The sequence below is a fragment of the Paraburkholderia sp. J10-1 genome (genome assembly GCF_905220165.1).
In the GTDB taxonomy this organism is placed as follows: Bacteria; Pseudomonadota; Gammaproteobacteria; order Burkholderiales; family Burkholderiaceae; genus Paraburkholderia.
The window spans coordinates 60,191-85,014 of the sequence record NZ_CAJMYW010000008.1; the positions used below are offsets into that span (position 1 = coordinate 60,191).

22 protein-coding genes are annotated in these 24,824 nt (G+C 64.8%); 7 read left to right on the forward strand and 15 right to left on the reverse strand.

Features of this window, described 5'->3' with window-relative positions; genetic code table 11:
* Positions 1 to 111 precede the first annotated feature (111 nt).
* Positions 112 to 996: a Kdo hydroxylase family protein gene (locus U5A65_RS23795; protein WP_321947765.1), complete on the forward strand. Its 885-nt coding sequence runs from the start codon at positions 112 to 114 to the stop codon at positions 994 to 996.
* Positions 997 to 1,129: 133 nt separating this feature from the next.
* Positions 1,130 to 2,437: a lipid IV(A) 3-deoxy-D-manno-octulosonic acid transferase gene (gene waaA, locus U5A65_RS23800; protein ID WP_321947767.1), complete on the forward strand. Its 1,308-nt coding sequence runs from the start codon at positions 1,130 to 1,132 to the stop codon at positions 2,435 to 2,437.
* 139 nt (positions 2,438 to 2,576) lie between these two features.
* On the opposite strand, the gene U5A65_RS23805 is transcribed toward waaA, so the two are convergent.
* Positions 2,577 to 3,869: a glycosyltransferase family 9 protein gene (locus U5A65_RS23805; protein ID WP_321947769.1), complete on the reverse strand. Its 1,293-nt coding sequence runs from the start codon at positions 3,867 to 3,869 to the stop codon at positions 2,577 to 2,579.
* Positions 3,870 to 4,526: 657 nt separating this feature from the next.
* Between U5A65_RS23805 and U5A65_RS23810 the strand changes: the two genes are divergently transcribed.
* A complete protein-coding gene (locus tag U5A65_RS23810; protein WP_321947771.1) occupies positions 4,527 to 6,530 on the forward strand; it encodes an acyltransferase family protein in 2,004 nt (667 codons plus the stop codon).
* 26 nt (positions 6,531 to 6,556) lie between these two features.
* Here the strand turns inward: U5A65_RS23810 and ureG are convergent, their stop codons facing one another.
* The 7 genes from ureG to U5A65_RS23845 all read right to left on the reverse strand — a co-directional run bounded on the left by ureG (position 6,557) and on the right by U5A65_RS23845 (position 12,057).
* Positions 6,557 to 7,198: an urease accessory protein UreG gene (ureG, locus tag U5A65_RS23815; protein WP_321912811.1), complete on the reverse strand. Its 642-nt coding sequence runs from the start codon at positions 7,196 to 7,198 to the stop codon at positions 6,557 to 6,559.
* Positions 7,199 to 7,212: 14 nt separating this feature from the next.
* Positions 7,213 to 7,893, reverse strand: a complete 681-nt coding sequence (locus U5A65_RS23820) for an urease accessory protein UreF (protein ID WP_321947773.1) — start codon at positions 7,891 to 7,893, stop codon at positions 7,213 to 7,215.
* Positions 7,880 to 8,533, reverse strand: a complete 654-nt coding sequence (gene ureE / locus U5A65_RS23825; RefSeq protein ID WP_321912809.1) for an urease accessory protein UreE — start codon at positions 8,531 to 8,533, stop codon at positions 7,880 to 7,882. The genes U5A65_RS23820 and ureE overlap by 14 nt, the downstream gene beginning before the upstream one ends.
* Before the next feature lie 10 nt (positions 8,534 to 8,543).
* Positions 8,544 to 10,250 carry an urease subunit alpha gene (gene ureC / locus U5A65_RS23830; RefSeq protein WP_321912807.1) on the reverse strand — a complete coding sequence of 569 codons (1,707 nt, stop codon included), beginning with the start codon at positions 10,248 to 10,250 and terminating at the stop codon, positions 8,544 to 8,546.
* Positions 10,251 to 10,291: 41 nt separating this feature from the next.
* Positions 10,292 to 10,597, reverse strand: coding sequence for an urease subunit beta (locus U5A65_RS23835; RefSeq protein ID WP_321947775.1), 306 nt, complete (start codon positions 10,595 to 10,597; stop codon positions 10,292 to 10,294).
* Positions 10,598 to 10,614: 17 nt separating this feature from the next.
* Positions 10,615 to 10,917: an urease subunit gamma gene (ureA, locus tag U5A65_RS23840; protein ID WP_017773123.1), complete on the reverse strand. Its 303-nt coding sequence runs from the start codon at positions 10,915 to 10,917 to the stop codon at positions 10,615 to 10,617.
* Positions 10,918 to 11,151: 234 nt separating this feature from the next.
* The gene (locus U5A65_RS23845; RefSeq protein WP_321912804.1) at positions 11,152 to 12,057 is read right to left on the reverse strand and encodes an urease accessory protein UreD; all 906 of its coding nucleotides are present in this window, start codon (positions 12,055 to 12,057) and stop codon (positions 11,152 to 11,154) included.
* Positions 12,058 to 12,308: 251 nt separating this feature from the next.
* Between U5A65_RS23845 and U5A65_RS23850 the strand changes: the two genes are divergently transcribed.
* A complete protein-coding gene (locus U5A65_RS23850) occupies positions 12,309 to 13,376 on the forward strand; it encodes a purine nucleoside permease (RefSeq protein WP_321947776.1) in 1,068 nt (355 codons plus the stop codon).
* 67 nt (positions 13,377 to 13,443) lie between these two features.
* On the opposite strand, the gene urtE is transcribed toward U5A65_RS23850, so the two are convergent.
* The 7 genes from urtE to U5A65_RS23885 all read right to left on the reverse strand — a co-directional run bounded on the left by urtE (position 13,444) and on the right by U5A65_RS23885 (position 20,815).
* Positions 13,444 to 14,139 (reverse strand): urea ABC transporter ATP-binding subunit UrtE, encoded by a 696-nt coding sequence (urtE, locus tag U5A65_RS23855; protein WP_321912799.1) that lies wholly within the window; start codon positions 14,137 to 14,139, stop codon positions 13,444 to 13,446.
* Positions 14,140 to 14,160: 21 nt separating this feature from the next.
* Complete coding sequence (gene urtD / locus U5A65_RS23860; protein ID WP_321947778.1) at positions 14,161 to 15,042, reverse strand: urea ABC transporter ATP-binding protein UrtD; 882 nt, start codon at positions 15,040 to 15,042, stop codon at positions 14,161 to 14,163.
* Positions 15,039 to 16,256: an urea ABC transporter permease subunit UrtC gene (gene urtC, locus U5A65_RS23865; protein WP_321912795.1), complete on the reverse strand. Its 1,218-nt coding sequence runs from the start codon at positions 16,254 to 16,256 to the stop codon at positions 15,039 to 15,041. The genes urtD and urtC overlap by 4 nt, the downstream gene beginning before the upstream one ends.
* Before the next feature lies 1 nt (position 16,257).
* Entirely contained in the window at positions 16,258 to 17,898 is a 1,641-nt protein-coding gene (gene urtB, locus U5A65_RS23870) for an urea ABC transporter permease subunit UrtB (RefSeq protein WP_321912794.1), read from the reverse strand.
* Positions 17,899 to 18,007: 109 nt separating this feature from the next.
* On the reverse strand, positions 18,008 to 19,312 hold the full coding sequence (gene urtA, locus U5A65_RS23875; protein WP_321912792.1) for an urea ABC transporter substrate-binding protein: 1,305 nt from the start codon (positions 19,310 to 19,312) through the stop codon (positions 18,008 to 18,010).
* A gap of 455 nt (positions 19,313 to 19,767) precedes the next feature.
* Positions 19,768 to 20,091, reverse strand: coding sequence for a rhodanese-like domain-containing protein (locus U5A65_RS23880; RefSeq protein WP_158757209.1), 324 nt, complete (start codon positions 20,089 to 20,091; stop codon positions 19,768 to 19,770).
* 70 nt (positions 20,092 to 20,161) lie between these two features.
* The gene (locus U5A65_RS23885) at positions 20,162 to 20,815 is read right to left on the reverse strand and encodes a protein-L-isoaspartate O-methyltransferase (RefSeq protein ID WP_321912788.1); all 654 of its coding nucleotides are present in this window, start codon (positions 20,813 to 20,815) and stop codon (positions 20,162 to 20,164) included.
* 284 nt (positions 20,816 to 21,099) lie between these two features.
* On the opposite strand from U5A65_RS23885, the gene U5A65_RS23890 reads away from it, so the two are divergent.
* From U5A65_RS23890 to U5A65_RS23900, 3 genes are all read left to right on the forward strand, one after another.
* Complete coding sequence (locus U5A65_RS23890; RefSeq protein ID WP_321947780.1) at positions 21,100 to 22,170, forward strand: LacI family DNA-binding transcriptional regulator; 1,071 nt, start codon at positions 21,100 to 21,102, stop codon at positions 22,168 to 22,170.
* A gap of 111 nt (positions 22,171 to 22,281) precedes the next feature.
* Entirely contained in the window at positions 22,282 to 23,769 is a 1,488-nt protein-coding gene (locus U5A65_RS23895; protein WP_321947782.1) for a sugar ABC transporter ATP-binding protein, read from the forward strand.
* Entirely contained in the window at positions 23,750 to 24,772 is a 1,023-nt protein-coding gene (locus U5A65_RS23900) for an ABC transporter permease (RefSeq protein ID WP_321912782.1), read from the forward strand. The genes U5A65_RS23895 and U5A65_RS23900 overlap by 20 nt, the downstream gene beginning before the upstream one ends.
* The last annotated feature ends 52 nt before the right edge of the window (positions 24,773 to 24,824 follow it).

Here is a 24,824-nt window from a genome sequence, read left to right on the forward strand (position 1 = left end):
CCAGGGCTTGGCCGGCATGAGCCGCGCGAGTTGAAAAAAGGCGGGCAACGAGCCGCGCCACGCTCGCACCGCGCCGGCAGGCAATCAGATCCATCGCTTCCAGGGGCGACCATGAACGAATCCCAGATCATCGAAATCACTTCCGCCGATTGGCACGGCCAGCAACTCTCGCAACCGCGCGAGACGCTGCTCGACGCCGTCGAGCAGGGCAAGGTGCTGTATTTTCCGAACCTGGCCTTTGCGATCGAAGGCGGCGAGCGCGCGCTGCTCGACCCCGCGATCGCCGACCCCAAGCGCAAGAACATCAGCCTCGACCCCAACGGCGGCGCGCTGCATGGCGTGCTCGGCGACGCCGTCACGCAGTCGGCTGTGCGCGCGTTGATCGCGCGTTACCAGACGTGCGCTCGCACGCTGGTAGACGGCCTCTTTCCCGAGTACACCGGCAAGCTGCGCGTGGCGCCCACGAGCCTGCGTCTGCACCAGGTGGAAACGCGTGAGACCTCGTGGCGCAAGGACGATTCGCGCCTGCACGTGGATGCGTTTCCCTCGCGCCCGAACTACGGCGAGCGCATCCTGCGCGTGTTCACCAACGTCAACCCGGACGGCGTGCCGCGCGTGTGGCGCGTGGGCGAGCCGTTCGAGGAGATGGCCAAGCGCTTCCTGCCGAACATCAAGCCGCAGTTTCCGGGCTCGGCGTGGCTGCAGAATCTGCTGCACATCACGAAGTCGCCGCGCAGCGAGTACGACCACCTGATGCTCAACCTCCACGACGGCATGAAGGCCGATCTCGGCTATCAGAAGGCGTGCCCGCAGGAGACCATCGGCTTTCCGCCTGGCAGCGTGTGGGTGTGCTTCTCCGATCACACTTCGCATGCCGTGATGTCAGGTCAGTTCATGATGGAGCAGACCTTCTTCCTGCCGGTGAAGGACATGGTGCATCCCGAATGGGCGCCGCTCGGCATCCTCGAACGCCTCAAGGGCAAGGAACTGGTTTGAATCCACACGCAATGAGCCTGCCGATTGACGTGCCAACTGACGTGCCAACTGACGTGCCGACCAACGTGCCAACCGACGCCTCCAGCCGCGCGGCCGCGGCGTTTTGCATGACCCTGGCCGTCGCGGGGGCCCGATGCTGAGAGCGATTTATCGCGCGGCCTGGTGGCTCATTGCACCGCTCGCGGTGCTGCGGCTACTCATTCGCTCGCGCCGCGAGCGCGGCTATCGCGAGCATATCGGCGAGCGTTTCGGCTATTCGGCAGGGCGCTTGCCTGAAGACGACGCGCCGCTCATCTGGGTGCATGCCGTCTCCGTGGGCGAGACCCGCGCGGCGCAGCCGCTCGTCGACGCGCTGCTGGCGGCGCGCCCCGACGCGCGCGTTCTGCTCACGCACATGACGCCGGGCGGCCGCGCCACCGGCGAGCAGCTCTTCGGCGATCGCGTGCTGCGCTGCTATCTGCCGTACGACATGCCGCACGCGGTGCGCCGCTTCCTGCGCGCATGGCGGCCGTCACTCGGTCTCGTGATGGAAACCGAGGTCTGGCCCACGCTCATCGACGAATGCAAGCGTGCCGACGTGCCACTCGTGCTCACCAACGCGCGCATGTCGGCGCGCTCGTTCAAGCGCGCGGCAAAGTTCGGTGCGGGCGCGCGCGAGGTGTTCGGCGGCTTTACGCGCGTGCTTGCGCAAAGCCCCTCGGACGCGGAGCGCCTCACCGCACTCGGCGCACGCAACGTGGCGGTGCTCGGCAACCTCAAGTTCGACATGGCGAGCCCGCCGGCGCTGATCGCGCGCGGCCGCGAATGGCGGCGCGCGATTGGCGAGCGGCCGGTGTGGGTCGCGGCGAGCACGCGTGAAGGCGAAGAGGAACTCGTGCTGCAGGCTTTCGCTGCACTGAACGTACCGGACGCGCTGCTGATCCTCGTGCCGCGCCATCCGCAGCGCTTCGACGAAGTGGCGGCGCTCGTGGAGCGCAAGAACTTCAAGCTCGAGCGGCGCTCGCGCTGGGCGCCGGCCGCAGCTGCCGCGGCCTCGGCGCATGAGGGCGTGCGTGTGTTGCCGCAGGACGTGAGCGTTCTGCTCGGCGATTCGATGGGGGAGATGGGCGCTTACTACGCGGCCGCCGACCTCGCGTTTATCGGCGGCAGTCTCTTGCCGCTCGGCGGCCAGAACCTGATCGAAGCGTGCGCCGTGGGCGTGCCGGTGCTGATCGGGCCGCACGTGTTCAACTTCACGCAGGCCACCGCCGACGCCACGGCCGCAGGCGCAGCCCTGCAGGTTCAGGACCCCGCCGATCTCGCGCGCGCCTTGCGCGAACTCTTCAACGACAAACCGCGCCGGGTTGCCATGGGCGCGGCTGCGGCGGCATTCGCGTCGCGCCACCGCGGCGCGACGGCGCGCACGGTGGACGTTATCCAGGCGCTCGTCCCGGATGTATGACTTCGTGCGCGGTAGCGCGTAACCCGCTCAGTTCCACGGCGTTCGCCGCACCTCAATGAGGCGGCTCGTTCACTGCTTAGTCGGTGCGCCAAAGAAACGGCCGGCAAGAAAGCGAGACGATGTCAGCGAATCTCACGATTCACCCCAGCAGAACAGCTCTCATGACGTCGACCACATCTTCTGGGGCGATGCTCGTCACATCACTAGCCCCCGTCAGTGGAGAGCATTTGAAAAAATCGTTCTCGACGTAGCGGGTTCTTGGATCAATGTCATTGCTAAACAAGGCGATGGTCGGTGCGCCTGCCGCATGCGCAATATGCAGAAGCCCGCCATCCGCCCCGACAAAAAGCCTGCTTTGGCCTAACAGGGAAAAGCATTCATGGATCTTCAATTTGCCAACCAACGAGGTCAACCTCAAGTGCCTGAATTGCATGCCGATCAGATCGTTGGCTTCCTTGAGTCCATTATCCGACCCGACCAGGACATACTCAAAACGCGACAACTCATCATCGTTGTCAAGACTGGCTAGAACGTTTGCCCATTTACCGTAGATACGGTGCGATTCACGGCCGCCGACAGAAATGGCGACTCTCCCGGCACCGCTTTCCGATGGGAAATCATCACACCTGGGCGCGTCGAGAACCAGACGCGAATTTTCAAACAGGTCCCTATCGTCGATCCCGCATTTCAGAATCTTGTTGAACGCGTAGTAGCTGAATTGTATGTGATTGTAATTCCGCCCTGCGTACCATCCGATCAGGCTCGTGAATCTGGATTGACTCGCATGTCTGGCCTTCTCCTTGATTACGCGAATTCCCAGTTTGTTCAGTATGACGAAATCGTATTCGCCAAAATCGACTTCGCGAAAATCCGTGTAGATATTCGAAAAGAACCGGTCATGCCGAAAGAGCTCGGCCAGAGACGGGTCGAGCAGTACATCCAGCTTGTACGGAGTGCCGCCAACCAGCGCACGCCCCGAAAGATCCATCAACGCGTCGCCGATGTTGTTGACGCCGCTATACACCAATAAAATCCGGGCGCCGGCACGCAAGTCGGCGACTTCTGTGTACAGACCGAGTTGCCGGTGAAGGGCAAGTATCGACCATTTATGCAGCTGTTTTTTAAAAAGTGAAATCTTCTTGTAGAAAGAGAGATTCTCAACCTCATCCTGAATAATCTCCGGATGAGGAACGCGAAGGCTTTTATTTATAAAAGCACGGATCGTTTCGTCTTTCCTTTTTTCACTCTGCATGAGCATGCCCGCAACATCCGTATCCTTTGACCAAGGGCTATTATGCCACCGTGCGGTTGGCGCACTCGCCGTCCAGCCGCGCCGCATCCGATCGCGCTGCGCTGTCTCTTGCTGCAGCGCGCGCAGCCTACTTCGCCAGGTCAGTTCATCTGGTGAACCTGGCGCAGCGCATTCGTGCAACAGCGGCGCTCGAGTTCGTGGGCGACCCGACTGCCGTGCTATACGTGCGCTCCGCGTCCTTGCTACGACTTCTTCTCTTGCGCGCGGACTCTGCAGGTGCGAGAGCGGCTGTGAACAAACTGATAGCAATCTCAACCGTGACTACCCGGCTTCACCGAATTTAATAGGAAAGCTATCTATTTCACGGTGATCGCTGAATCGCGGGGTCTATGCAAAGAGCGCGAGCCCGGGAATGCGCCACCGAAGCCCTACCGGTACAACCTCGCGCGACAGCGCCGAACGCGGGGCTTGACCGTGCAGACCACCGGTACACGAGTTAATTCGGCAGGCCTAACACGGCATCCGTCACTTTTCGTCGCGAGGCGTTTGTCTGTTATCTGAAAGTTCGCTTTTTGAAAGAGTCAAATGCGCCTGCGTGAAGGGCAATTTATAGACGCATGAAGGGCGATGTATGGGCACATGAAAGGGTCGCGCCTTTGCGTTGCTTGATACGAAACGATGCGTACGCGTGCGCACATACGCTCAATCCTGAGCGCAGGTGTACTGGGTTCACGTGGTTGATTTGCGTTCGAGCCACGTGTGCGTAAGGAACGCGTTGCTCAATATCGGTGTCATTGGTGTTCGACTCGCCGATATGCAGTCATCGAAGGACAGCTCATGTCACCGACGACTACCCCGCAAGTGCTGCCGGTTCCGTCCGCGACGGAGATCGTCGACAGATCGCCGGATCGAGCCGTGATCCGCAGCGCAGCGGCGCATGAATATCGTCCCCACGTCGACGGATTGCGAGCGATCGCAGTGATAGGAGTGATTCTCTTTCATGCGTTTCCAAGCCGAATGGCGGGCGGTTTTATCGGGGTTGATGTTTTCTTCGTCATATCCGGATATCTCATTACCACCATCATCCTGTCCAATCTCGAGCGCGAAAAATTTAGCATTGCAGAGTTTTATGGGAAACGAATTCGGCGAATTTTCCCGGCACTGCTTGTCGTGATGCTCTTCTGTGCGTCTGCTGGTTGGCTTGTGCTCATGCGTGACGAATACCGGCAACTCGGGAAACACCTTGTCGGTGGGACGTCCTTCGTCCAGAACTTTGTCTTGTGGGGCGAGAGCGGTTACTTCGATAGCGGCCACGAGGCAAAACCCTTGTTGCACCTCTGGAGTCTTGCGGTCGAAGAGCAATACTACATATTCTGGCCCCTGCTTTTGAGTTACGCATGGACGCATCGCTGGCGATTCACGGTCGTGAATGGCGTGATCATTGCAATGTCCTTTGGCATTAGCGTATGGCTTGCCTCGCGGGATCCGGTTGCTGCCTTCTACTCACCGCTTTCCCGCTTCTGGGAACTCATGGTCGGGGGCTCGCTTGCCTATATCGCTTTGCGTCGCCCGGAACTGATCGCCCGGCACGGCAACGTGCTCTGTGCGCTCGGAGCGGGTCTCTTGCTCTCGGGCTTCCTGCTGATCAATCATGAGCGCCCGTTCCCGGGATTGTGGGCATTGCTGCCGACGATGGGCACTTTCCTCGTCATTGCAGCGGGTTCAGGTGCGTGGATCAATCGCACGCTGCTATCGAGCCGACCCTTCGTGACTTGCGGTCTGATTAGCTACCCGCTTTATTTGTGGCATTGGCCATTGTTGTCGTTTGCGCATCTGGTCTGGCCGGATAATGGCCACCCCACGAAGATTGCGGTGGTGTTGGTTTCAATCTTACTGGCCTGGCTCACGCACCGTTATGTCGAGAGGCCAATTCGCTGGCATCGCTCTGCGAATCGAATGGCGCTTCTCTTGTCTCTCGGCCTCGCGCTGATGCTGGCTAGCGGCGTGGCGATCAAGAACGCGCTCATCCAACCCCGCATCGACGCTGTCAACCTTGCAACGCACACGGGTTGGGACTTCCTCGCGTCGCGGACACCCGATGGACAGGTTCGAGACGGCATCTATGCGTTGCACGACGACCGAAAGTCCACAACGCTTTTTCTCGGCGATTCGCATGTCGCTCAGTATGCCGAGCGAATCTACGACGATGAAGCGCGCAACGCTTCGCGAAACGGCGCCATCTTTGCCGTTGCAGCCGCTTGCCCGCCCATTGCGCATGTTTTCAATCACGATTTACCGGCTGATTCGGAATGCTGGTCGGTCCGGCGCGAGGCGCTGGAGCAAGCCGCGAATAGCCGGATTACGACGGTTGTGATCGGCGGGTATTGGAGTTACTACTTCAACACCGCGGCTTACTACGTGGTGAGCGGCCGGAGGGAAGTGAGTCTGGCCGCGCCTGAAGGAAGGGCTGCAGCATTCGCCGAGCTTGATCGGGAAATCAGGGAGTTGCAGGCGCAGCACAAGCGGGTCTACGTGTTGCTCGACAATCCGATAGGTGACCCGTTTGACCCACATGTATTCCTGGCGAGAATCGGGCGTTTCGACCCAGGCCAGGCTGAGCAACGGGTAAAAATAGACGGTCTGCAACAGAGCGTTCGCAAGGAACTGATCGCGCTCGCCAAGCGCGATCACGCCTTGATCATCGACCCCGACGCAGACCTGTGTGTGGATGAGGCGTGCATCCGCGTGACGGGAAAATGGTCGGCACTCTATGAGGACAGGTCACACCTGAACCCGGACTGGATCGTAAAGAACGCCGCCTACATCGATCCGTCGATCTGAGAGATCGGCGGTGTTGCGTTAGCGTTTTATGCGACCAGGAGGCCGTGCTTTTCAATAAACGCGATCACCTGATCGAGTCCGTCGAGCGCCTTCAGATTGCACATCACGAAGGGCCGCTCGCCGCGCATCTTCTTCGCGTCGGAGGCCATGATGTCGAGATTTGCGCCCACGAGCGGCGCGAGGTCGGTCTTGTTGATGACGAGCAGGTCCGACTTCGTGATGCCGGGGCCGCCCTTGCGCGGGATCTTTTCGCCGCCCGCCACGTCGATCACGTAGATCGTGAGGTCAGAAAGCTCGGGGCTGAAGGTCGCCGCGAGATTGTCGCCGCCCGATTCGATGAAGACGATGTCCGCATCGGGAAAGCGCGTGAGCATCTGGTCGACGGCTTCGAGGTTGATCGACGCGTCTTCGCGGATCGCCGTGTGCGGGCAGCCGCCGGTTTCGACGCCCATGATGCGCTCGGCGGGCAGCGCGCCCGCAACGGTCAGCAGGCGCTGATCTTCCTTCGTGTAGATGTCGTTGGTAATGGCGACGAGGTCGTAGCGCTCGCGCATGGCCTTGCAGAGCATTTCGAGCAAGGTCGTCTTGCCGGAGCCGACGGGGCCGCCCACGCCGACGCGCAGCGGCGGCAGTTTCTTCGTTCGTTTGCTGGGTGCGTGCGAATTCATGGTTGGTATCAGGTTCAGGAGCGGAAAAGCCGCGAGTATTGCGATTCATGGCGCGCGGAGAGCACGCCGAGTTGCGGCGCAAACGTGTTGAGCGCCTCGGGCGGCGTGGCGAGCGCGCGCGCCACGGCTGTTTCGATTTCGGGCCGCAGCGCGACGATAATGCGCTGCCCCGCAAGCTGGCCGAGCGGCACGGCCTTGAGGGCGGCGGCCGTTTGATTTTCGATCCAGCTAAACGCGTAGGCGGCGAGCGCGGCGTCGGGCGCGGCCTCGTGCGCCCATGCTGCGAATGCGAAGGCCGTGGGTTGCGCAATGGGCGTCATCCGCTCCAGCGTGGCGCGCCGCTCTGCATCGCCCCATTCGAGCTGTGCGCAGAGCTGACGCAGCGACCAACCCATCTGCGCGGTTTCGCGCCGCAGTTCCGACGATTCGCGGCTCGCGACGAATTCGTCGTTCGCCACGATGAGCGCGTGCGCGTCATGCGCGCGCCAGCGTTCCATCTGGTGCGCCAAAAAGGGCAGCTCGCCGCAAGCGAGCACGTTCGCGAGGCCACCCGCTATCCAATGCGCGGCGTCGTCGCCGTCCTTCACGAGTTGCGCATCGATTGCGGCTTCGAGGCCCTGCGAGTAGCTGAACGCGCCAATGGGCAGTGCCGGCGAAGCCAGATGCAGCAGGGCAGTGAGTTCAGCGATGTTCATGGCTGTGGTCGTGCGCGTGGCCGTCGCAATGACCGTGATCGTGTCCGCATTCGTGGTCGTGCGCGTGATCATCGCCATGAGCGTGATGGTGCGCGTGACCCTGCGAATGGTCGTGAGAATGCGCGTGTCCGTGATGTTCGTCGTACACGCGTTGCGCAAGCGCGTAGTCGTCGGCGAAGGTTTCGTCGTGGCCGTGGCGGTGGCCGCCGCCGTACGCGCCCGATTCGGGCTGGAACGGCAATTGCACGCGCTCGACTTGCGCGCCGAGGCGCTTGAGCATGTCTTCGAGCACGGGGTCCGCTTCGAGCTTGAGTTCCTCCGCGCCGACTTCCACCGGCGTATGACGATTGCCGAGGTGATACGCAGCGCGCGTGAGCGTGAGGCGATCGGGCGCGCGTACACGCAGCACGCTCTCGGCTGCCGCGATCACGCGCACGAGGCCGCCGTCGTCGGCCACGAGCATGTCGCCGTCGCGCAGCACGGTGCCGCGCGGCATGACCACGCCCACTTCCTCGCCGGTGTCGAGCGTGGCCGCGAAGCGGCTCTTGCAGCGCGCGTCATAAGGCAGCGTGAGCGTGGGCGCGCGCTGCCTGAGCACCGGCGCGAGCTTCGCGTTGAGTCGTTTGTCGATCGTGCGCATGGCTAAAACTTTAGAACAGGAAGTAACGCTGTGCCATCGGCAGCACCGTGGCGGGCTCGCAGGTGAGCAACTGGCCGTCGGCGACGACCTGGTACGTTTCGGGATCGACGCTGATCGTGGGCTGCCAGGCATTGTGAATCATGTCGGCCTTCGTCACGCTGCGGCAGTTGCGGACCGCCACCACGCGCTTTTGCAGACCATAGCGCTCGGGAATGCGCTTGTCGAGCGAGAGCTGCGAAACGAAGGTGAGCGACGTTTGCGCGAGCGCCCGCCCGCGCGTGGCGAACATCTCGCGGTAATGCACGGGCTGCGGCGTGGGAATCGAGGCGTTCGGGTCGCCCATCTGCGCGAGCGCGATCATGCCGCCCTTGAGGATGAGCGAAGGCTTGATGCCGAAGAACGCCGGCTCCCAGAACACGAGGTCGGCCCATTTGCCTGGCTCGAGCGACCCTACTTCATGCGCAATGCCATGCGTGAGCGCAGGGTTGATCGTGTACTTCGCCACGTAGCGCTTCACGCGGAAGTTGTCGTGGCGCGCGTTATCACCGGGCAGCGCGCCGCGCTGCACCTTCATCTTGTGCGCGGTCTGCCACGTGCGGATGATGACCTCGCCCACGCGGCCCATTGCCTGGGAATCCGAAGAGAGCATCGACAGTGCGCCGAGATCGTGCAGGATGTCCTCGGCGGCGATAGTCTCGCGGCGGATGCGCGACTCGGCAAACGCAATGTCTTCGGCAATCGACGGATCGAGGTGATGGCACACCATCAGCATGTCGAGATGCTCGTCGAGCGTGTTGATCGTGTACGGGCGCGTGGGGTTCGTCGAGGAGGGCAGGACGTTCGCTTCGCCGCACACCTTGATGATGTCGGGCGCGTGGCCGCCGCCCGCGCCTTCGGTGTGGTACGTGTGGATCGTGCGGCCCTTGAAGGCGGCCACGGTCGCTTCCACGAAGCCCGACTCGTTGAGCGTGTCGGTGTGAATGGCCACCTGCGTATCCGTTGCGTCCGCAACGCTCAAGCAATTGTCGATGGCGGCGGGCGTCGAGCCCCAGTCCTCGTGCAGCTTGAGGCCAATCGCGCCCGCGGCGATCTGCTCTTCGGCGGGTTTGGGCAAGCTCACGTTGCCCTTGCCGAGAAAGCCGAGGTTGATTGGCCAGCCGTCCGCGGCCTGGAGCATGCGCTCCATGTGCCACGGGCCCGGCGTGCAGGTGGTCGCGTTGGTGCCCGTGGCGGGGCCGGTGCCGCCGCCCAGCATGGTCGTCACGCCCGAGGCGAGCGCTTCGTCGATCTGCTGCGGGCTGATGAAGTGAATATGCGTGTCGATGCCGCCCGCGGTGACGATCTGGCCTTCACCGGCGATCACTTCGGTCGAAGCGCCGATGGGAATCGTCACGCCCGGCTGCACGTCGGGGTTGCCCGCCTTGCCGATCTTCCAGATGCGGCCGTCCTTGATGCCGATGTCGGCCTTCACGATGCCCCAGTGATCGATGATCACGGCGTTCGTGACGACGGTGTCCGCGACTTCCGCGTGCGTGCGCTGCGACTGTCCCATGCCGTCGCGGATCACCTTGCCGCCGCCGAACTTCACTTCGTCGCCATAGACGGTGTAGTCGCGCTCGATCTCGATGATGAGTTCGGTATCGGCGAGGCGCACGCGGTCGCCGGTGGTGGGGCCGAACATCTCCGCGTAGGCGCGGCGGCCGATCTTCAATGTCATGTCGGATTCCTGATGAATTCGCCTGAATTCGCTGGCCGCGCTCAGAGCGGGCCCATTACGCGGCCGTTGAAGCCGTACACGGCGCGCTCTCCCGCGAGCGCCACGAGCTCCACGGTGCGCTCCTGTCCTGGCTCGAAGCGCACGGCCGTGCCCGCTGCAATGTTCAGGCGAAAGCCGCGCGCGGCATCACGGTCGAACGCGAGTGCGTCGTTGACCTCGTAGAAGTGGAAGTGCGAGCCGATCTGCACGGGGCGGTCGCCCGTGTTCGCCACCTTCACGGTGACGGTCTCGCGGCCTGCGTTGAGTTCGATTTCGCCGTCGTCGATCAGCATTTCGCCGGGGATCATGGGTGGCTCCTCCCGGCTCAGGGGATCGGATGGTGAACGGTGACGAGCTTGGTGCCGTCGGGGAAGGTCGCTTCGACCTGAATGTCGGGGATCATCTCGGGCACGCCTTCCATCACGTCGTCGCGCGTGAGCAGCGTGGTGCCGTAGTGCATGACCTCGGCGACGGTCTTGCCGTCGCGGGCCGCTTCCATGAGCGCCGCGCTGATGAACGCGACGGCTTCCGGGTAGTTGAGTTTGAGGCCGCGGGCGCGGCGCCTTTCGGCGAGCAGCGCGGCGGTGAAGATCAGGAGCTTGTCTTTCTCGCGTGGCGTGAGCTTCATCGTTCTGGGTCGGTTGGGGCAAGGCTGTCGGCCCAGCTTACGGGAGCCGGGTTACGCGCAGCTTGCGGCCTCGCGCGCGGCGCGCACGAATCGATGCAAGCTCACAGCAAGGTGTGTGCCAATGAAGGGGACAGCGTCGATGCACCAATTTAATGGCGGATTTGCACCGTATTGGCGTTGCTGCGCTGCGCTACTGTGCGTGGAAGTGCTAACGAGCACCGCTGCGGTGCGCGCTCAGGTCGTCCACAAGCGCAGCGGCGCGGCCTTCACGCCATGCACGAACGGACGCAGCGCCGTCCAGCACTGCGTGAGCGTGTGCTGCAGCGGTTCCATCGACCGCGCGACCACGCGCACGAGCAGGACGCCCGGCACGATGCAGGTCGCGCCCGATCGCTGCGCGTCGTCGAAGGGCAGGATCGCGGCGAGGTCTTGCGCGAGCGCCTCGTTGCACGCCGGGCCAATCGCCCACAGCACGCCGAACGCGGGGTAGCCCGCGAGCCCTTGCGGTGCGTCGCGCAGCGGGTCGTTGGCGTCGATGAGCGCGCGTTCGAGCCACAGCAGTTGATCGTCACCGTCGCTTTCCGGCGCTGCGCGCGTCACGCGCGTGAGCGCCCGCACCATGCCCGCCGACCAGCGCTCGCCGGCGGCCTGCCGGCCCAGTTGCGTCGCGTCCCAGCCAATGGCCGTGGCCCCCGCGCCGAGCGTGAGCGCGAATTCGAGTTCGGCGTGGGCGTGATCGAACACGAGGTTGTTCTGCGGCAGCCAGTCGAGCTTCGCGCCGGCGCCCACGCGCACATTGATGCGCTGGCGCGCCACACGGCCGTTCGACTTGTACCACTTGGTCGCGCCCGGCGTGGTGAGTACAGCGTGAGCGCCATCGCCCACGTTCACGTCGATGTCGAGCCGGTCGCCGCCAGCAATCCCCGCGGGCGGATGCACGATCACCGCGTGGCAGATCGCATCGCCTTCTGGGTAGAGCGGCCGTTGCACGCGCAACGGACCCGCGTGCAGGCGATGGGTGAGCGCGGTGCGCGCGCCCTGGCGCTCGAAGCCGAGTTCGAGTTTCGCGGCCCATTCCTGATGCGCGGTGCTGCGAAACGTGGTGTTGGCGAGTGAGGCGTGATCGACGTGGAGCGTCATGCGTAGTGAAGGGGAAGAGGCGAACAATGGCGTGCAGGATAGCACGCTCGCCCACGCGCGCTGGTCACGCGCGAGGGCACTTGCGCGCCGGAAACGATGGCATTTTTTTCTCCGCCTATACTCACTTTCGCCTGCGCGGCTCACGCCCAGGCCCCACGCTGCACGCCGAAAAACAAGCATGACATCCGTCGACAACACGGCACGCGATTCACTTCTCGCAACCGCAGTTCTTAAACAAGGTGGGGCCTCTTATGCTAAATCGCGCTTTTGGTGCGGTGCTTTCGTCGCTGTTCATGGCCGGCGCGGCCGTTGCACCGGTCGTCGCGCATGCCGACGACAGCTTCTCGCAGGACGACGGCGGCTCGCATGGCCGTCCGGTCAAGGTGATGATCATTTCGATGTTCGGACCGGAAGGCCAGGTATGGCTCGATCATCTCGGACCGTGGCAGGACATTACGGTCGCCGGTCTGTCTCCTGACTACCCGGCCGTGCACTGCAATCGCCAGGACGTGTGCGTGATGACGACGGGCATGGGGCACGCGAATGCCGCCGCGTCGATCATGGCGCTGACGTTCTCGCCGCGTTTCGACCTGCGCCGTACGTACTTCATGGTGGCGGGCATCGCCGGTATCGACCCGGGTCAGGGCACCGTCGGTTCCGCTGCGTGGGCGAACTGGCTCGTCGACTTCGGCATTCAGTGGGAGATCGACGGACGCGAAATTCCCCAGGGCTGGACCACCGGCTATCTCGGCATCAACACGACGGGCCCGACGCAAAAGCCGCCGCTCGACTATCGCACGGAAGTGTTCCAGCTCAATCCGGCGCTCTCGAACGCGGCCTTCGCGCTGTCGCGCAGCGTGACGCTCTCCGACGACGCGCAGGCGCAAGCCGCCCGCGCCAAATACAGCTATGCGCCCGCGAACCGACCGCCCACCGTCCTCCAGTGCGACACGCTGGCGGGCGATACCTGGTGGTCGGGCACGGACCTCGGCGAGCGCGCGCGGCAATGGACGAAGATCCTGACCGACGGCAAGGGCACCTATTGCACGACGCAGCAGGAAGACAACGCCACGTTCGAGGCGCTCACGCGCGCGGCGACCGTGAAGCGCGTCGACCTGAACCGCGTCGCGGTGCTGCGTGCGGGGTCGGACTTCGACCGGCCGTATGCGGGCCAGTCGAGCGCCGACAATCTGCTCAACTACGCATCGCAGGGCGGCTTCACGATCGCGATCGGCAACCTGTACCTCGCGGGCAATCCGCTCGTGCAGGACATCGTCACGCATTGGGGCGAGTGGCGCGACGGCGTACCCAAGCGGTAGCGCGTTCGCGCGTGCCATCCTGTCTGCCTGGCAAAAGACAGGATGGCAGCACAAACCCTGATGTCCCTTATACGGCGATCAACTCCCGCACGCCATCCGCATCCATGTTTGCGCCAGCACCGCCCGCCACGATTTCGCCGCGGCTCATCACCCAGTAGCGGTCCGCAATGGCCTTGGCGAAGTCGTAGTACTGCTCGACCAGCAGCACCGTCATGTGCATCTCTTCCACGAGCCTGCGCAGCGTGCGGCCGATGTCCTGGATGATCGAAGGCTGAATGCCTTCGGTAGGCTCATCGAGAATGAGCAATTGCGGATCGCTCATCAGCGCGCGGCCGATGGCGAGCTGCTGCTGCTGGCCGCCCGAGAGGTCGCCGCCACGCCGCGCCTTCATGTCCTTGAGCACGGGAAAGAGTTCGTAGATATGCGCGGGCACGGCGGAAGGCATGCGTTTCTTGCTCGCCGCGCCCACCAGCAGATTCTCTTCGACGCTCAAACGCGGAAAGATATCGCGCCCTTGCGGCACGTAAGCGAGGCCCTGCGCCACGCGCGCATGCGTGGGCAGTTTCGTGAGCGCCTCGCCGCGCCACGCGATCGCGCCGTTTTTCGTCGGCACGACGCCCATCAGGCAGCGCAGCAGCGTGGTCTTGCCCACGCCGTTGCGCCCGAGCAGCACGGTGAGTTCGCCTTCGGGCACCGTCATCGAGACATTGCGCAGGATGTGGCTGCCGCCGTAATACTGATTCAGCGATTCGATAGTTAGCATGGCTGATATTGTCGATGCGGCCTAGCGGCCCAGATACGATTCGATCACCGTTTCGTCGCGCTTGACTTCGTCGAGCGTGCCGTGCGCGAGCACGCTGCCTTCGGCCATCACCGTCACGCGGCCCGTTTCGCCCGCGAGCGCCGCGACGAATTCCATGTCGTGCTCGACCACCATCATCGAGCAGGTGCCGCGCAGGCGGTTGAGCAGCGTGGCGAGTTCCATGGTTTCGTCGTCGGTCATGCCGGCGGCGGGCTCGTCGAGCAGCAGCAGTTGCGGCTTTTGCATGAGCAGCATGCCGATTTCGAGCCGCTGCTTCTGGCCGTGCGACAGCTCGCCCGCGAGGCGCCGCGCGTCGCTCTCGAGCCGGATCACTTCGAGCGTTTCCTCGATCTTCGCCTGCGCCTCGCGCCCAAGGCGCGCGCGCAGCGTGGCGAACCAGCCCTTGTCGGCTTTCATCGCGAGTTCGAGGTTCTCCCATACAGGATGCTGCTCGAACACCGTGGGCTTCTGGAACTTGCGGCCAATGCCCGTGCGCGCGATGGCGGGCTCGTTCATACGCGTGAGGTCGAGCGTCTGGCCGAGGAACACCTTGCCCGAGTCGGGCGAGGTCTTGCCGGTGATGACATCCATCATCGTGGTCTTGCCCGCGCCGTTCGGGCCGATCACGCAGCGCAGCTCGCCCACGTCGATTACGAGCGACAGCTTGTTGAGCGCCCGAAAGCCGTCGAAGCTCACGGTCACGTCTTCGAGGTAGAGGATCGTGCCGTGCGAGGTGTCGATGGCGCCGGGCTCGACCACGTGCCCGAGATCCGCCACGCCCGAGAGGGCGAGTTCGTCGTGCTTGAGGGCGTCGTCGAACGGGTTGTGGTTGAGCGGGTCGTTGAGCAGGATATGTCCGTTCATGGGCGTTCGCTCCGCGAGGTGGTCCGCGCATGGGTCCGGTCAGAGATCCGGTTCCGGATGAGTTCGATGAGACCCATGATGCCGTTGGGCAGCAGCAGCGGCACGAGCACGAACATCAGGCCGAGGAAGAACAGCCAGTACTCGGCGAAATGCGCGGTGAAGAAGCTCTTCGCGCCGTTCACGGCGAAGGCGCCGATGATCGGCCCGATCAGCGTGCCGCGTCCGCCCACGGCCACCCAGATCGCCATTTCGATCGAATTGCCGGGCGACATCTCGCTCGGGTTGATGATGCCGACCTGCGGCACGTAAAGCGCGCCCGCAATGCCGCACAGAATGGCCGAGACGGTCCACACGAACAGCTTGTAGCCAAGCGGGCTGTAGCCGAGAAACATGAGGCGCGTTTCGCCGTCGCGCACGGCGGTCACCACGCGCCCGAGCTTCGAGGTGACGATGGCCCGCGCGCCGAGAAACGCGAGTACGAGCACAGCGAACGTCAGCAGGAACAGCACGGTGCGCGTGCCTGGATGCGTGATCGGCATGCCCGCGATGCGCTTGAAGTCGGTGAAGCCATTGTTGCCGCCGAAGCCCGTTTCGTTGCGGTAGAACAGCAGCATCGCGGCGAACGTCATGGCCTGCGTGATGATCGAGAGGTAGACGCCTTTCACGCGCGAGCGGAACGTGAAGAAGCCGAATACCCACGCGACCATGGCGGGCACGAGCACGACGAGCAGGAGCGCATACCCGAGGTGCTCGGTGCCCTGCCAGTACCACGGCAGCGCGTGCCAGTCGAGAAACACCATGAAGTCGGGCAGGTCGCTGCCGTACTTGCCGTCGTGACCGATTTCGCGCATGAGGTACATGCCGATGGCGTAGCCGCCCAGCGCGAAGAACAGGCCGTGACCGAGGCTCAGAATGCCGCAATAGCCCCACACGAGATCGAGCGCGAGCGCCGCGATCGCGTAGCACATGAGCTTGCCGCCTAGCGTCATGGCATAGGCGGAAAGATGCAGCGCACTCGATTGCGGCAGCACCAGCGCGCAAAGCGGCACGCCCACGCCGATCGCGAGGATCAGCACGATGAGCGCGAGCCATGCGCGCGGCGAGAGCAGGGCGGGGCGCGCGGGCAAGCCGAGGGCGAACGTTTCCGCGTCGCCGCCAGGGCCATGCGATGCGCCCAGCGTGTGACGCGCGGAAGAGGAAGTGACGCTCGTCATGTCATGCCTCCGCGCTGCGGCCCTTGAGGGCGAAAAGCCCCTGCGGACGCTTCTGGATGAAGAGCACGATCAGCACCAGCACGGCGATCTTCGCGAGCACGGCGCCCCAAAACGGCTCGATGGCCTTGGAGACGAGCCCGAGACCAAAGCCGCCAATCACGGTGCCCGCGATCTGCCCGACGCCGCCCAGCACCACGGCCATGAACGAATCGATGATGTAGCTCTGGCCCAGATCGGGACCGACGTTGCCGATCTGCGAGAGCGCGCAGCCGCCGAGGCCCGCCACGCCCGCGCCGAACGCGAAGGCCCACGCATCCACGCGCGCGGTGCGCACGCCCACGCACGCGGCCATGCGGCGGTTTTGCGTGACGGCGCGCACGAAGAGGCCGAGACGCGTTTTCGTGAGCACGGTCCACGCAATGCCCACCACGATCAGCGCGAAAGCGAGGATCGCGAGACGGTTATACGGCAGGATGAGGTTGGGCATGACGGTCACGCCACCGCTCATCCACGAAGGGTTTTCGACCTGCACGTTCTGCGCGCCGAAGATCATGCGCGTGGCCTGAATGAGAATGAGGCTGATCCCGAACGTGGTGAGCAGCGTTTCGAGCGGGCGGCCGTAAAGATGGCGGATCACGAGCCGCTCGATCACGGCGCCGACGAGCGCCGCGGCGACGAACGAAGCGGGAATCGCGAAGAGCGGATACCAGTCGAACGCGCCGGGCGCATAGCGCTGCACGAGCGTTTGCACGACATAGGTTGCGTACGCACCGATCATGAGGAACTCGCCGTGCGCCATATTGATGACGCCGATGAGCCCGTAGGTGATGGCAAGACCGAGCGCGGCGAGCAGCAGCACGCTGCCGAGCGACAGGCCCGCGAACAGCGTGCCGAAGATCTCGCTGCGGCGCTGGATCGAATCGAGCGCGTCGATGCCTTGCTGGGCGGCGGCGCGCACATCGGCATCGGGCTCGTTGTACGCGCCGCTCGCGTTCTTCGCGACGAGCGGGCGCAACAGTTCGTACATGTCGAGGTCGTGCCGCGCCGCGACGAGCTTCGCCGCTTCGAGACGCGTGGCCGTGTTCGGATCGTGCAGCGCCGTCATGGCCCAGAGCGTGTCGAGGCGGCGCTTGAGGGTGGGGTCGGTTTCCTGCGCGCGCGCGGCGTCGATCATCGGCTTCATGGCCGGGTCGGGGTTCTTCAGCAGTTCCGCGATGGCGGCTCGACGCGTTTCCAGGTCTGGCGAGGCGAGTTGCAGGCCCGACACTGCGCCCGCCACCTTCGAGCGCAGGATGTTGTTCAGCGTGATGGGCTGCGCGCTCGACGCGACGTTTGCGGCGACGGGCTTGCCCGTTGCGGCGTCGCGCGCATTCTCGCCATCCTGCACGAGCACTTCGCCGGAATCGGTCGCCGTGACGTTGTCGTCAGCGAGCGCTTTCAGGAGCGCCAGCGAGGCGGCGTCATGCGTGGCGATGAGCTTGTCGATGGCCGCGGATTTCGCGTCGAAGTCGTCGCCGCCAAGCGGTGCGACGTCGGCCGCATCGAGTGCGTGTGCGCCTGTGCATAGCGCCGAGAAGAGCGCAGCCGCGGCGAGCGCGTGGCGCAAGCCCGCGCGCGCGTACCTCGGGAGTGAGAGAGCCATGATGTTTTCTTTTGGTGCGGACCGCGGCAACGGCCAGGCCGTTACGCCGCGTGTCCGTAGACAGAGCACGCAAGCGCACGCCGCGGTGCGGCGCTTGCGAAGGGCAACGTCAGGCTACGCGCGAGCGGCGCAGGAAGGCGGGCAGTGTGGTCGAGGTGACCACGTCAGGCTTGCCTTCGTTGCCGGCGATGAACGGGCTCCACGGTTGCGCGCGGATGGCGGTCTTCGTTTTCCACACCACATTGAACTGACCGTCGCCGCGAATCTCGCCGATCATGACCGGCTTGTGCAGGTGATGGTTGCCGTCCATCGTGAGCGTGAAGCCCGAGGGCGCCGCCACGGTCTGGCCGATCATCGCCACGCGCACCTTGTCGACGTCGGTGCTCTTCGCCTTTTCCACTGCTTGCTTCCACATATGGATGCCCACGAAGGTCGCTTCCATCGGGTCGTTGGTCACGCGCTTGGCGCCGCCGGGCAGGTTGTTCGTCTGCACCCAGGCTTCGAACTGCTCCTTGAACTTCGTGTTGCTCGCGCCCTTCACGGACATGAAGTAATTCCACGCCGCGAGGTGTCCCACGAGCGGCTTCGTGTCGATGCCGCGCAGTTCTTCCTCGCCCACGGAGAACGCGACCACGGGCACGTCGGTCGCCTTGATGCCCTGATTGCCGAGTTCTTTATAGAAAGGCACGTTCGAGTCGCCGTTGATGGTCGAAACGACGGTGGTCTTGCCGCCTTGCGAGAACGTCTTGATGTTCGCGACGATGGTCTGATAGTCGCTATGGCCGAACGGCGTGTAGACCTCCTGAATATCGCTGTCGCTCACGCCCTTCGAGTGCAGGAACGCGCGCAGGATCTTGTTGGTCGTGCGCGGATACACATAGTCCGTACCGAGCAGGAAGAAGCGCTTCGCACCGCCGCCTTGCGCGCTCATCAGGTATTCCACTGCGGGAATGGCCTGCTGGTTGGGCGCGGCGCCCGTATAGAACACGTTGCGCGACATCTCTTCCCCTTCGTACTGCACGGGGTAGTAGAGCAGGCCGTTCAGTTCCTCGAACACCGGCAGCACCGACTTGCGCGACACCGAGGTCCAGCAGCCGAACACGCAGGCCACCTTGTCCTGCGTGAGGAGCTGGCGCGCCTTTTCGGCGAAGAGCGGCCAGTTGGAGGCCGGGTCGACCACCACGGGCTGGATCTGACGCCCCATCACGCCGCCATTCTTGTTGATGTCGGCAATCGTCATCAACGCGGTGTCTTTCAGTGAGGTCTCCGAAATGGCCATCGTGCCCGAGAGCGAATGCAGGATGCCGACCTTGATCGGCCCGCTGCCGGTGTCCGCGTGAGCGAACGGCATGCGCCCCGCTGCCGCGAGTGCGCCCGACATCGTCCCGAGTTTCAACAGACTGCGACGTTTCATTTTTGTGCCTCTTGTCCGTGAGTGAGTCGTGGGCCGTGGCGCGTGGTGGTTTGTCGTCTTGCGCGCCGCCCGGTGTGTGTGGCCTGTCTTGCGCACACCCTTCTGCAAGCGTTGTGCCAGCGCGAGGGGAAAGCACGAGGCTTGCCCCATAAGGCACGCGGCGATGCGAAGCGCATCGGTGCACGTGCGGCGGGCGGGCGATTGTGGTGCAGCGAGATGCATGTTCGGGCGCGCTGCATCGTGTCAGTGCGCGCCTGCATGAAGCGGGCCGACCGGGATCGCCAGGCACGCTGCATCGTTGTGCATGAGCGCAACGCTGGTGCTGCGCGAGGTGGACTGCGATGGAACGGAGGGGGAACTGTGCGGGAACGGAGTGGGAACTGGGCGAGCGGCCCAGAAATGACAAAGGGCGCGGCCTAAGCCGCGCCCTTGTGTCAAAGCTGGCGTGCGCCGGCTTAGTACGTTGGCACCTTGGGGTCGACCTGACGCGACCAGGCGTCGATGCCGCCTTGCAGGTTGAACACCTTCGTATGGCCGCGCGATTCGAGGAACATCGCCACCTGGGCGCTGCGCGCGCCGTGGTGGCAAATGCAGACGATCTGCGCCTCGTCGTCCAGTTCCTCGCTGCGCGCGGGGATCTCGCGCATGGGGATCGACGTGCTGCCGGCGATCTTTGCCGTTTCGATTTCCCACGGCTCGCGCACGTCGAGCAGCACGGGGGCCTCGCGGGTGGTGTCGGCAAGCCATTCGGCGAGGGCGGGGGCGGTCAGATTCTGCATGGAAGACTCGATCGGGTAAAAGGCCGGGCAACCATGAAAGACACCCGGCGATACAACAGGTTAGCTGCGCTCAGAACTTGAAGCGCGGCGGATGCACGGCGTTCTGCAGCGCTTCGACATACGTCTCGAATACGCCCGCAATGCGGAACTGCTTCTCGTCGATGCGCGTGATGATCTGCGCTTCCATGACCGGCGCGCCGCCCACGAAAGCGGCGAGACGCCCGCCCACCTTGAGCTGCTCGAGCAACTCCTGCGGCACGACCGGCAGGCCGCCGGAGACGCAGATCACGTCATACGGCGCATTCGCGGCCCAGCCGCGCGCGCCGTCGCCGACCACGACTTCGGCGTTCAGCACGCCGTTCTTGACGAAGTTCGCGCGTGCGAATTCGGCGAGTTCCGTATCGATTTCCACGGTCAGCACCTTCTGCGCGCGGTGCGCGAGCAGCGCCGCCATGTAGCCGGAGCCCGCACCGATTTCCAGCACGCTCTCGTGCTTCTTCACCGCGAGCTCCTGCAGCACGCGCGCTTCGACGCGCGGCGCCAGCATGTGCTGGCCGTTCGGCAGCGGCAGTTCGAGGTCGGCGAACGCGAGGGCGGTATAGGCCTCGGGGACGAAATGCTCACGCTTGACGATCGCGAGCAGGTTCAGCACGTCCTGGTCGAGCACTTCCCAGGTGCGAATCTGCTGTTCGATCATGTTGAAACGCGCTTGTTCGATGTTCATGGTGACTCGGCGTTGTGGTCGGGATCGGTTCGTATCAAAGCCCGGCAAAAAAGGCGTCGGGCAATCGGAGAATTGTAGCAAACCGGCTTGCGGCCCGGCCGCGCCGCCGGCAGCGGGCGGGCGTTGCGCGGGCGCTAACGGATCGGTGTTTGTCCTGGCTTCGTGAGCCTTGCGATTTTGCGGTTCTCGTACCAAAAATGTAATCGATTACATCCGGCCGCGCCCGCAGGCCCCGCGCCTGCGCCGCCACGCCGTTCCGAACCGGTCACGATCGCTTCTCGCCCATGCCCGCTCGCTCGTCCCGATCGCCGCAAGCGCAACACGAAGACGCCCGCGCCCGCGGGGACACCGCCGTGCGCGGAGGCTCGATCGCGGCGGTGGCGCAGCGCGCGGGCGTGTCGGTCGCGACGGTCTCGCGCGTGCTCAACGGCCACGCGAACGTGCGCGCCGCGACGCGCGAGCGCGTGCTCGCCGAAATCGAGACGAGCGGCTATCGCGTGAACGAACTCGCGCGCAACCTGCGCACCGCCGAAAGCCGCCTGCTGCTGACGATGGTGCCCGACTTCGGCAACCCGTTTTATGCGGAGATCGTGCGCGGCATCGACAGCGTGGCGCGCCAGCACGGCTTTTTCCTGCTGCTGTGCGACACGGGCGCCGACGCCGGCCGCGAGCGCAGCTACTTCGACCTGCTGCGCCGCCACCGCGCGGACGGGGCGATCTGCCTCGACCCGGCCACCGTCCAGCACGCGCTTGCGGCGGAATCGACGGCGTTGCCGTGGGTGGCCTGCTGCGAGTTCGATCCGGACGTGGGCGTGCCGTATGTGGGCATCGACAACTACCGGGCCGCACACGACGCCGTGCGGCATCTGATCGCGCGGGGGCGGCGGCGTGTCGCGCTGATCAACTCCGACGAACACTATCTGTACGCGCAGCAACGCCGCGACGGCTGGCGCGATGCGCTTGCCGAAGCGGGCATTGCGATGCGCGACGCCTGGCGCGTGAACGTGAACTGCCTCGACTACGACGCGGGCGCGCAGGCCGCCGCCGCGCTCATGCAGTTGCCCGCAGGCGAGGCGCCCGACGCGATTTTCGCGGTGTCGGACACGCTCGCGGTGGGGGTGCTCAACGGCTTGCGCGGCGCGGGGCGGCGCGTGCCGCAAGACGTCGCCGTGGTCGGCTTCGACGATATCGCGCTTGCCGCGCAGATCGATCCGCCGCTCACGACGATCGCGCAGCCCATGCGGGAGCTGGGCGAGACGGCCGCGCGGCTGTTGCTGCGGCGTTTCGCCGACCCGCGCGCGAGCGTGCCGGGCGTGCTGCTGCCGCACAGGCTGGTGGTGCGCGAGAGCGGGTGAAGTCGGCAGACGTCAGTGAACACATAGCAGGGGAGACCAGCGGAGCAGAGGCTGACGGCGCGAGCCGTCAGCCAAAACCCGCAGACAAGGCCACTGGAGGAGCGCACGCGCATGAGCGTCGCCGTGAAGTTCAACGACATCCGCAAGGACTTCGGTCCCGTGCGCGTGCTGCACGGTGTGAGCTTCGAGCTTGCGCCGGGTCGCATTCACGGGCTGCTGGGCGAGAACGGCGCGGGCAAGTCCACGCTCATGAAGATCCTCGCCGGCTACGAAGAAGCGAGTGCGGGCGAGATGCTGGTGGACGGCGTGCCGCGCCGCTTCGAAGGCTCGCGCGAAGCCGAGGCCGCCGGCATCGTGCTGATCCACCAGGAGTTCAACCTCGCCGAGCACCTGACGATCGCGCAGAACATCTTCCTCGGCCACGAAAAGCGCAAAGGCTGGCTCGTAGACGACGCCGCCATGCGCCGCGAGGCGCGCGAACTGCTCGCGCAGGTGGGGCTCGCGCGCGACCCGGACGTGAAGGTGCGCGATCTGATCGTCGCCGAAAAGCAGCTCGTGGAGATCGCCAAGGCGCTCTCGCGCCACGCGCGCCTGCTCATCATGGACGAGCCCACGGCCACGCTCACGCCCGCCGAAACCGCACGGCTTTTCGCGCTGATGACGAAGCTGCGCGCCGCCGGCACGACGCTCGTCTACATCTCGCACAAGCTCGACGAAGTGGAGCGCATCACGGACGACGTGGTCGTGATGCGCGACGGGCGCTTCGTGGCCGCGAGCGCGACGGCGGGGCTCGCGCGCCAGCAGATGGCGAACCTTATGGTGGGCCGCGACGTCTCCGACATGTTTCCTGAGAAAAGCGCAGCGAGCGCGGATGCGCCTGTCGCGCTGCGCGTGACGAATCTCGCCGTGCCGGGCTGGGTCGAGGATCTCTCCTTCGAGGTGCGCGCGGGCGAGATTCTCGGTTTTGCGGGGCTCGTGGGCGCGGGGCGCAGCGAGGCGTTCGAGGCGATCGTGGGCTTGCGCCACCGGCACGCGGGCGAGATCGAGATCGACGGCCGCGCCGTGACGCTGCGCCACCCGCGCGACGCGATGCGCCACGGCCTCACGTACCTGAGCGAAGACAGAAAAGGACGCGGCCTGCACATGAACCTCACGCTGCAGGACAACCTCACGCTCATGACGCTCGAGCGCTACGGCCATCCGCTGCTCGACCTCAAGGCGGCCCGCCGCGCGCTGGAAAAAGCGGTGCGCGAATTCGGCATCCGCACCGGCGACCTCGACAGCCGCGCGCGCATGCTCTCGGGCGGCAACCAGCAGAAGCTCGCGCTCGCCAAGTTCCTGCAGCCCGACCCGCGCGTGATCGTGCTCGACGAGCCTACGCGCGGCGTGGACGTGGGCGCGAAACGCGACATCTATTTCCTGATCCAGCGGCTCGCGGCCTCGGGGCGCGCGGTCGTCGTGATCTCGTCCGAACTGGTCGAGCTGATCGGCCTGGCGCATCGCGTGGCCGTGATGCGCGCGGGCCGGCTCGTCGCCACGCTCGGGCGCGAACATCTGAACGAAGAGGAGCTGATCGCTCATGCAACCGGCACCCACTGATGCACCGTCCGAAGGCCGTGGCGCGCGCTCGGCCGCAGCGCGTTTCGTGCATCGGCTCGCGGGCGTCGGGCCGCTCATCGGCCTGATCCTGCTGTGCGTGCTAGGCACCCTGCTGAACCGCGATTTCGCCACCGCCGGCAACCTGCTCAACGTGCTCACGCGCACCTCGTTCATCGGCATCATTTCCGTGGGCATGACGTTCGTGATCATTTCGGGCGGCATCGATCTTTCGGTCGGGTCGATGGCCGCGCTCATCGCGGGCGTGATGATCTGGGTCATGAATACGCTGGCCGCGAGCGACCATGCGTTTGCCCCTTTGGCCATCGTCGCGATCGGCATTGCGATTGCGCTCGTGCTCGGCGCGGTGTTCGGGCTCGCGCATGGTTTGCTGATCACGCGCGGGCGCATCGAGCCGTTCATCGTGACGCTCGGCACGCTCGGCATCTTCCGCTCGGTGCTCACGTGGCTCGCCGACGGCGGCGCGCTCACGCTGCAGAACAATCTCGTCGATCTGTACGGCCCGGTGTATTACGCGAGCCTCTTCGGCATTCCGGTGCCCGTGTGGGTGTTCGCGCTCACGGCAGCGGGCGGCGCGCTCATTCTGAACCGCACCGCGTTCGGGCGGCACGTGCAGGCGATCGGCTCGAACGAGCAGGTCGCGCGCTATGCCGCGATCCGCGTCGATCGCGTGAAGTGCGCAACCTACGTGCTGCTGGGCGTGTGCGTGGGCGTGGCGACCGTGCTCTATGTGCCGCGCCTCGGCTCCGCCACGCCGACGACAGGCTTGCTGTGGGAGCTGGAGGCGATCGCCGCCGTGGTGGTGGGCGGTACCGCGCTCAAGGGTGGCGAAGGGCGCGTTGCGGGCACCGTGGTCGGCGCGGTGCTGCTCTCGGTCATCGCCAATATTCTCAATCTCACGAGCATCATCAGCGTGTATCTGAATGCGGCGGTGCAGGGCGTGGCGATCATCGCCGTGGCCTTCCTGCAGCGCGGCAGACGATAAGGATGGCGAAGCAGATCTGGCAAGGCAGTCGGGAAGTCGAAGGAGGCAGCGA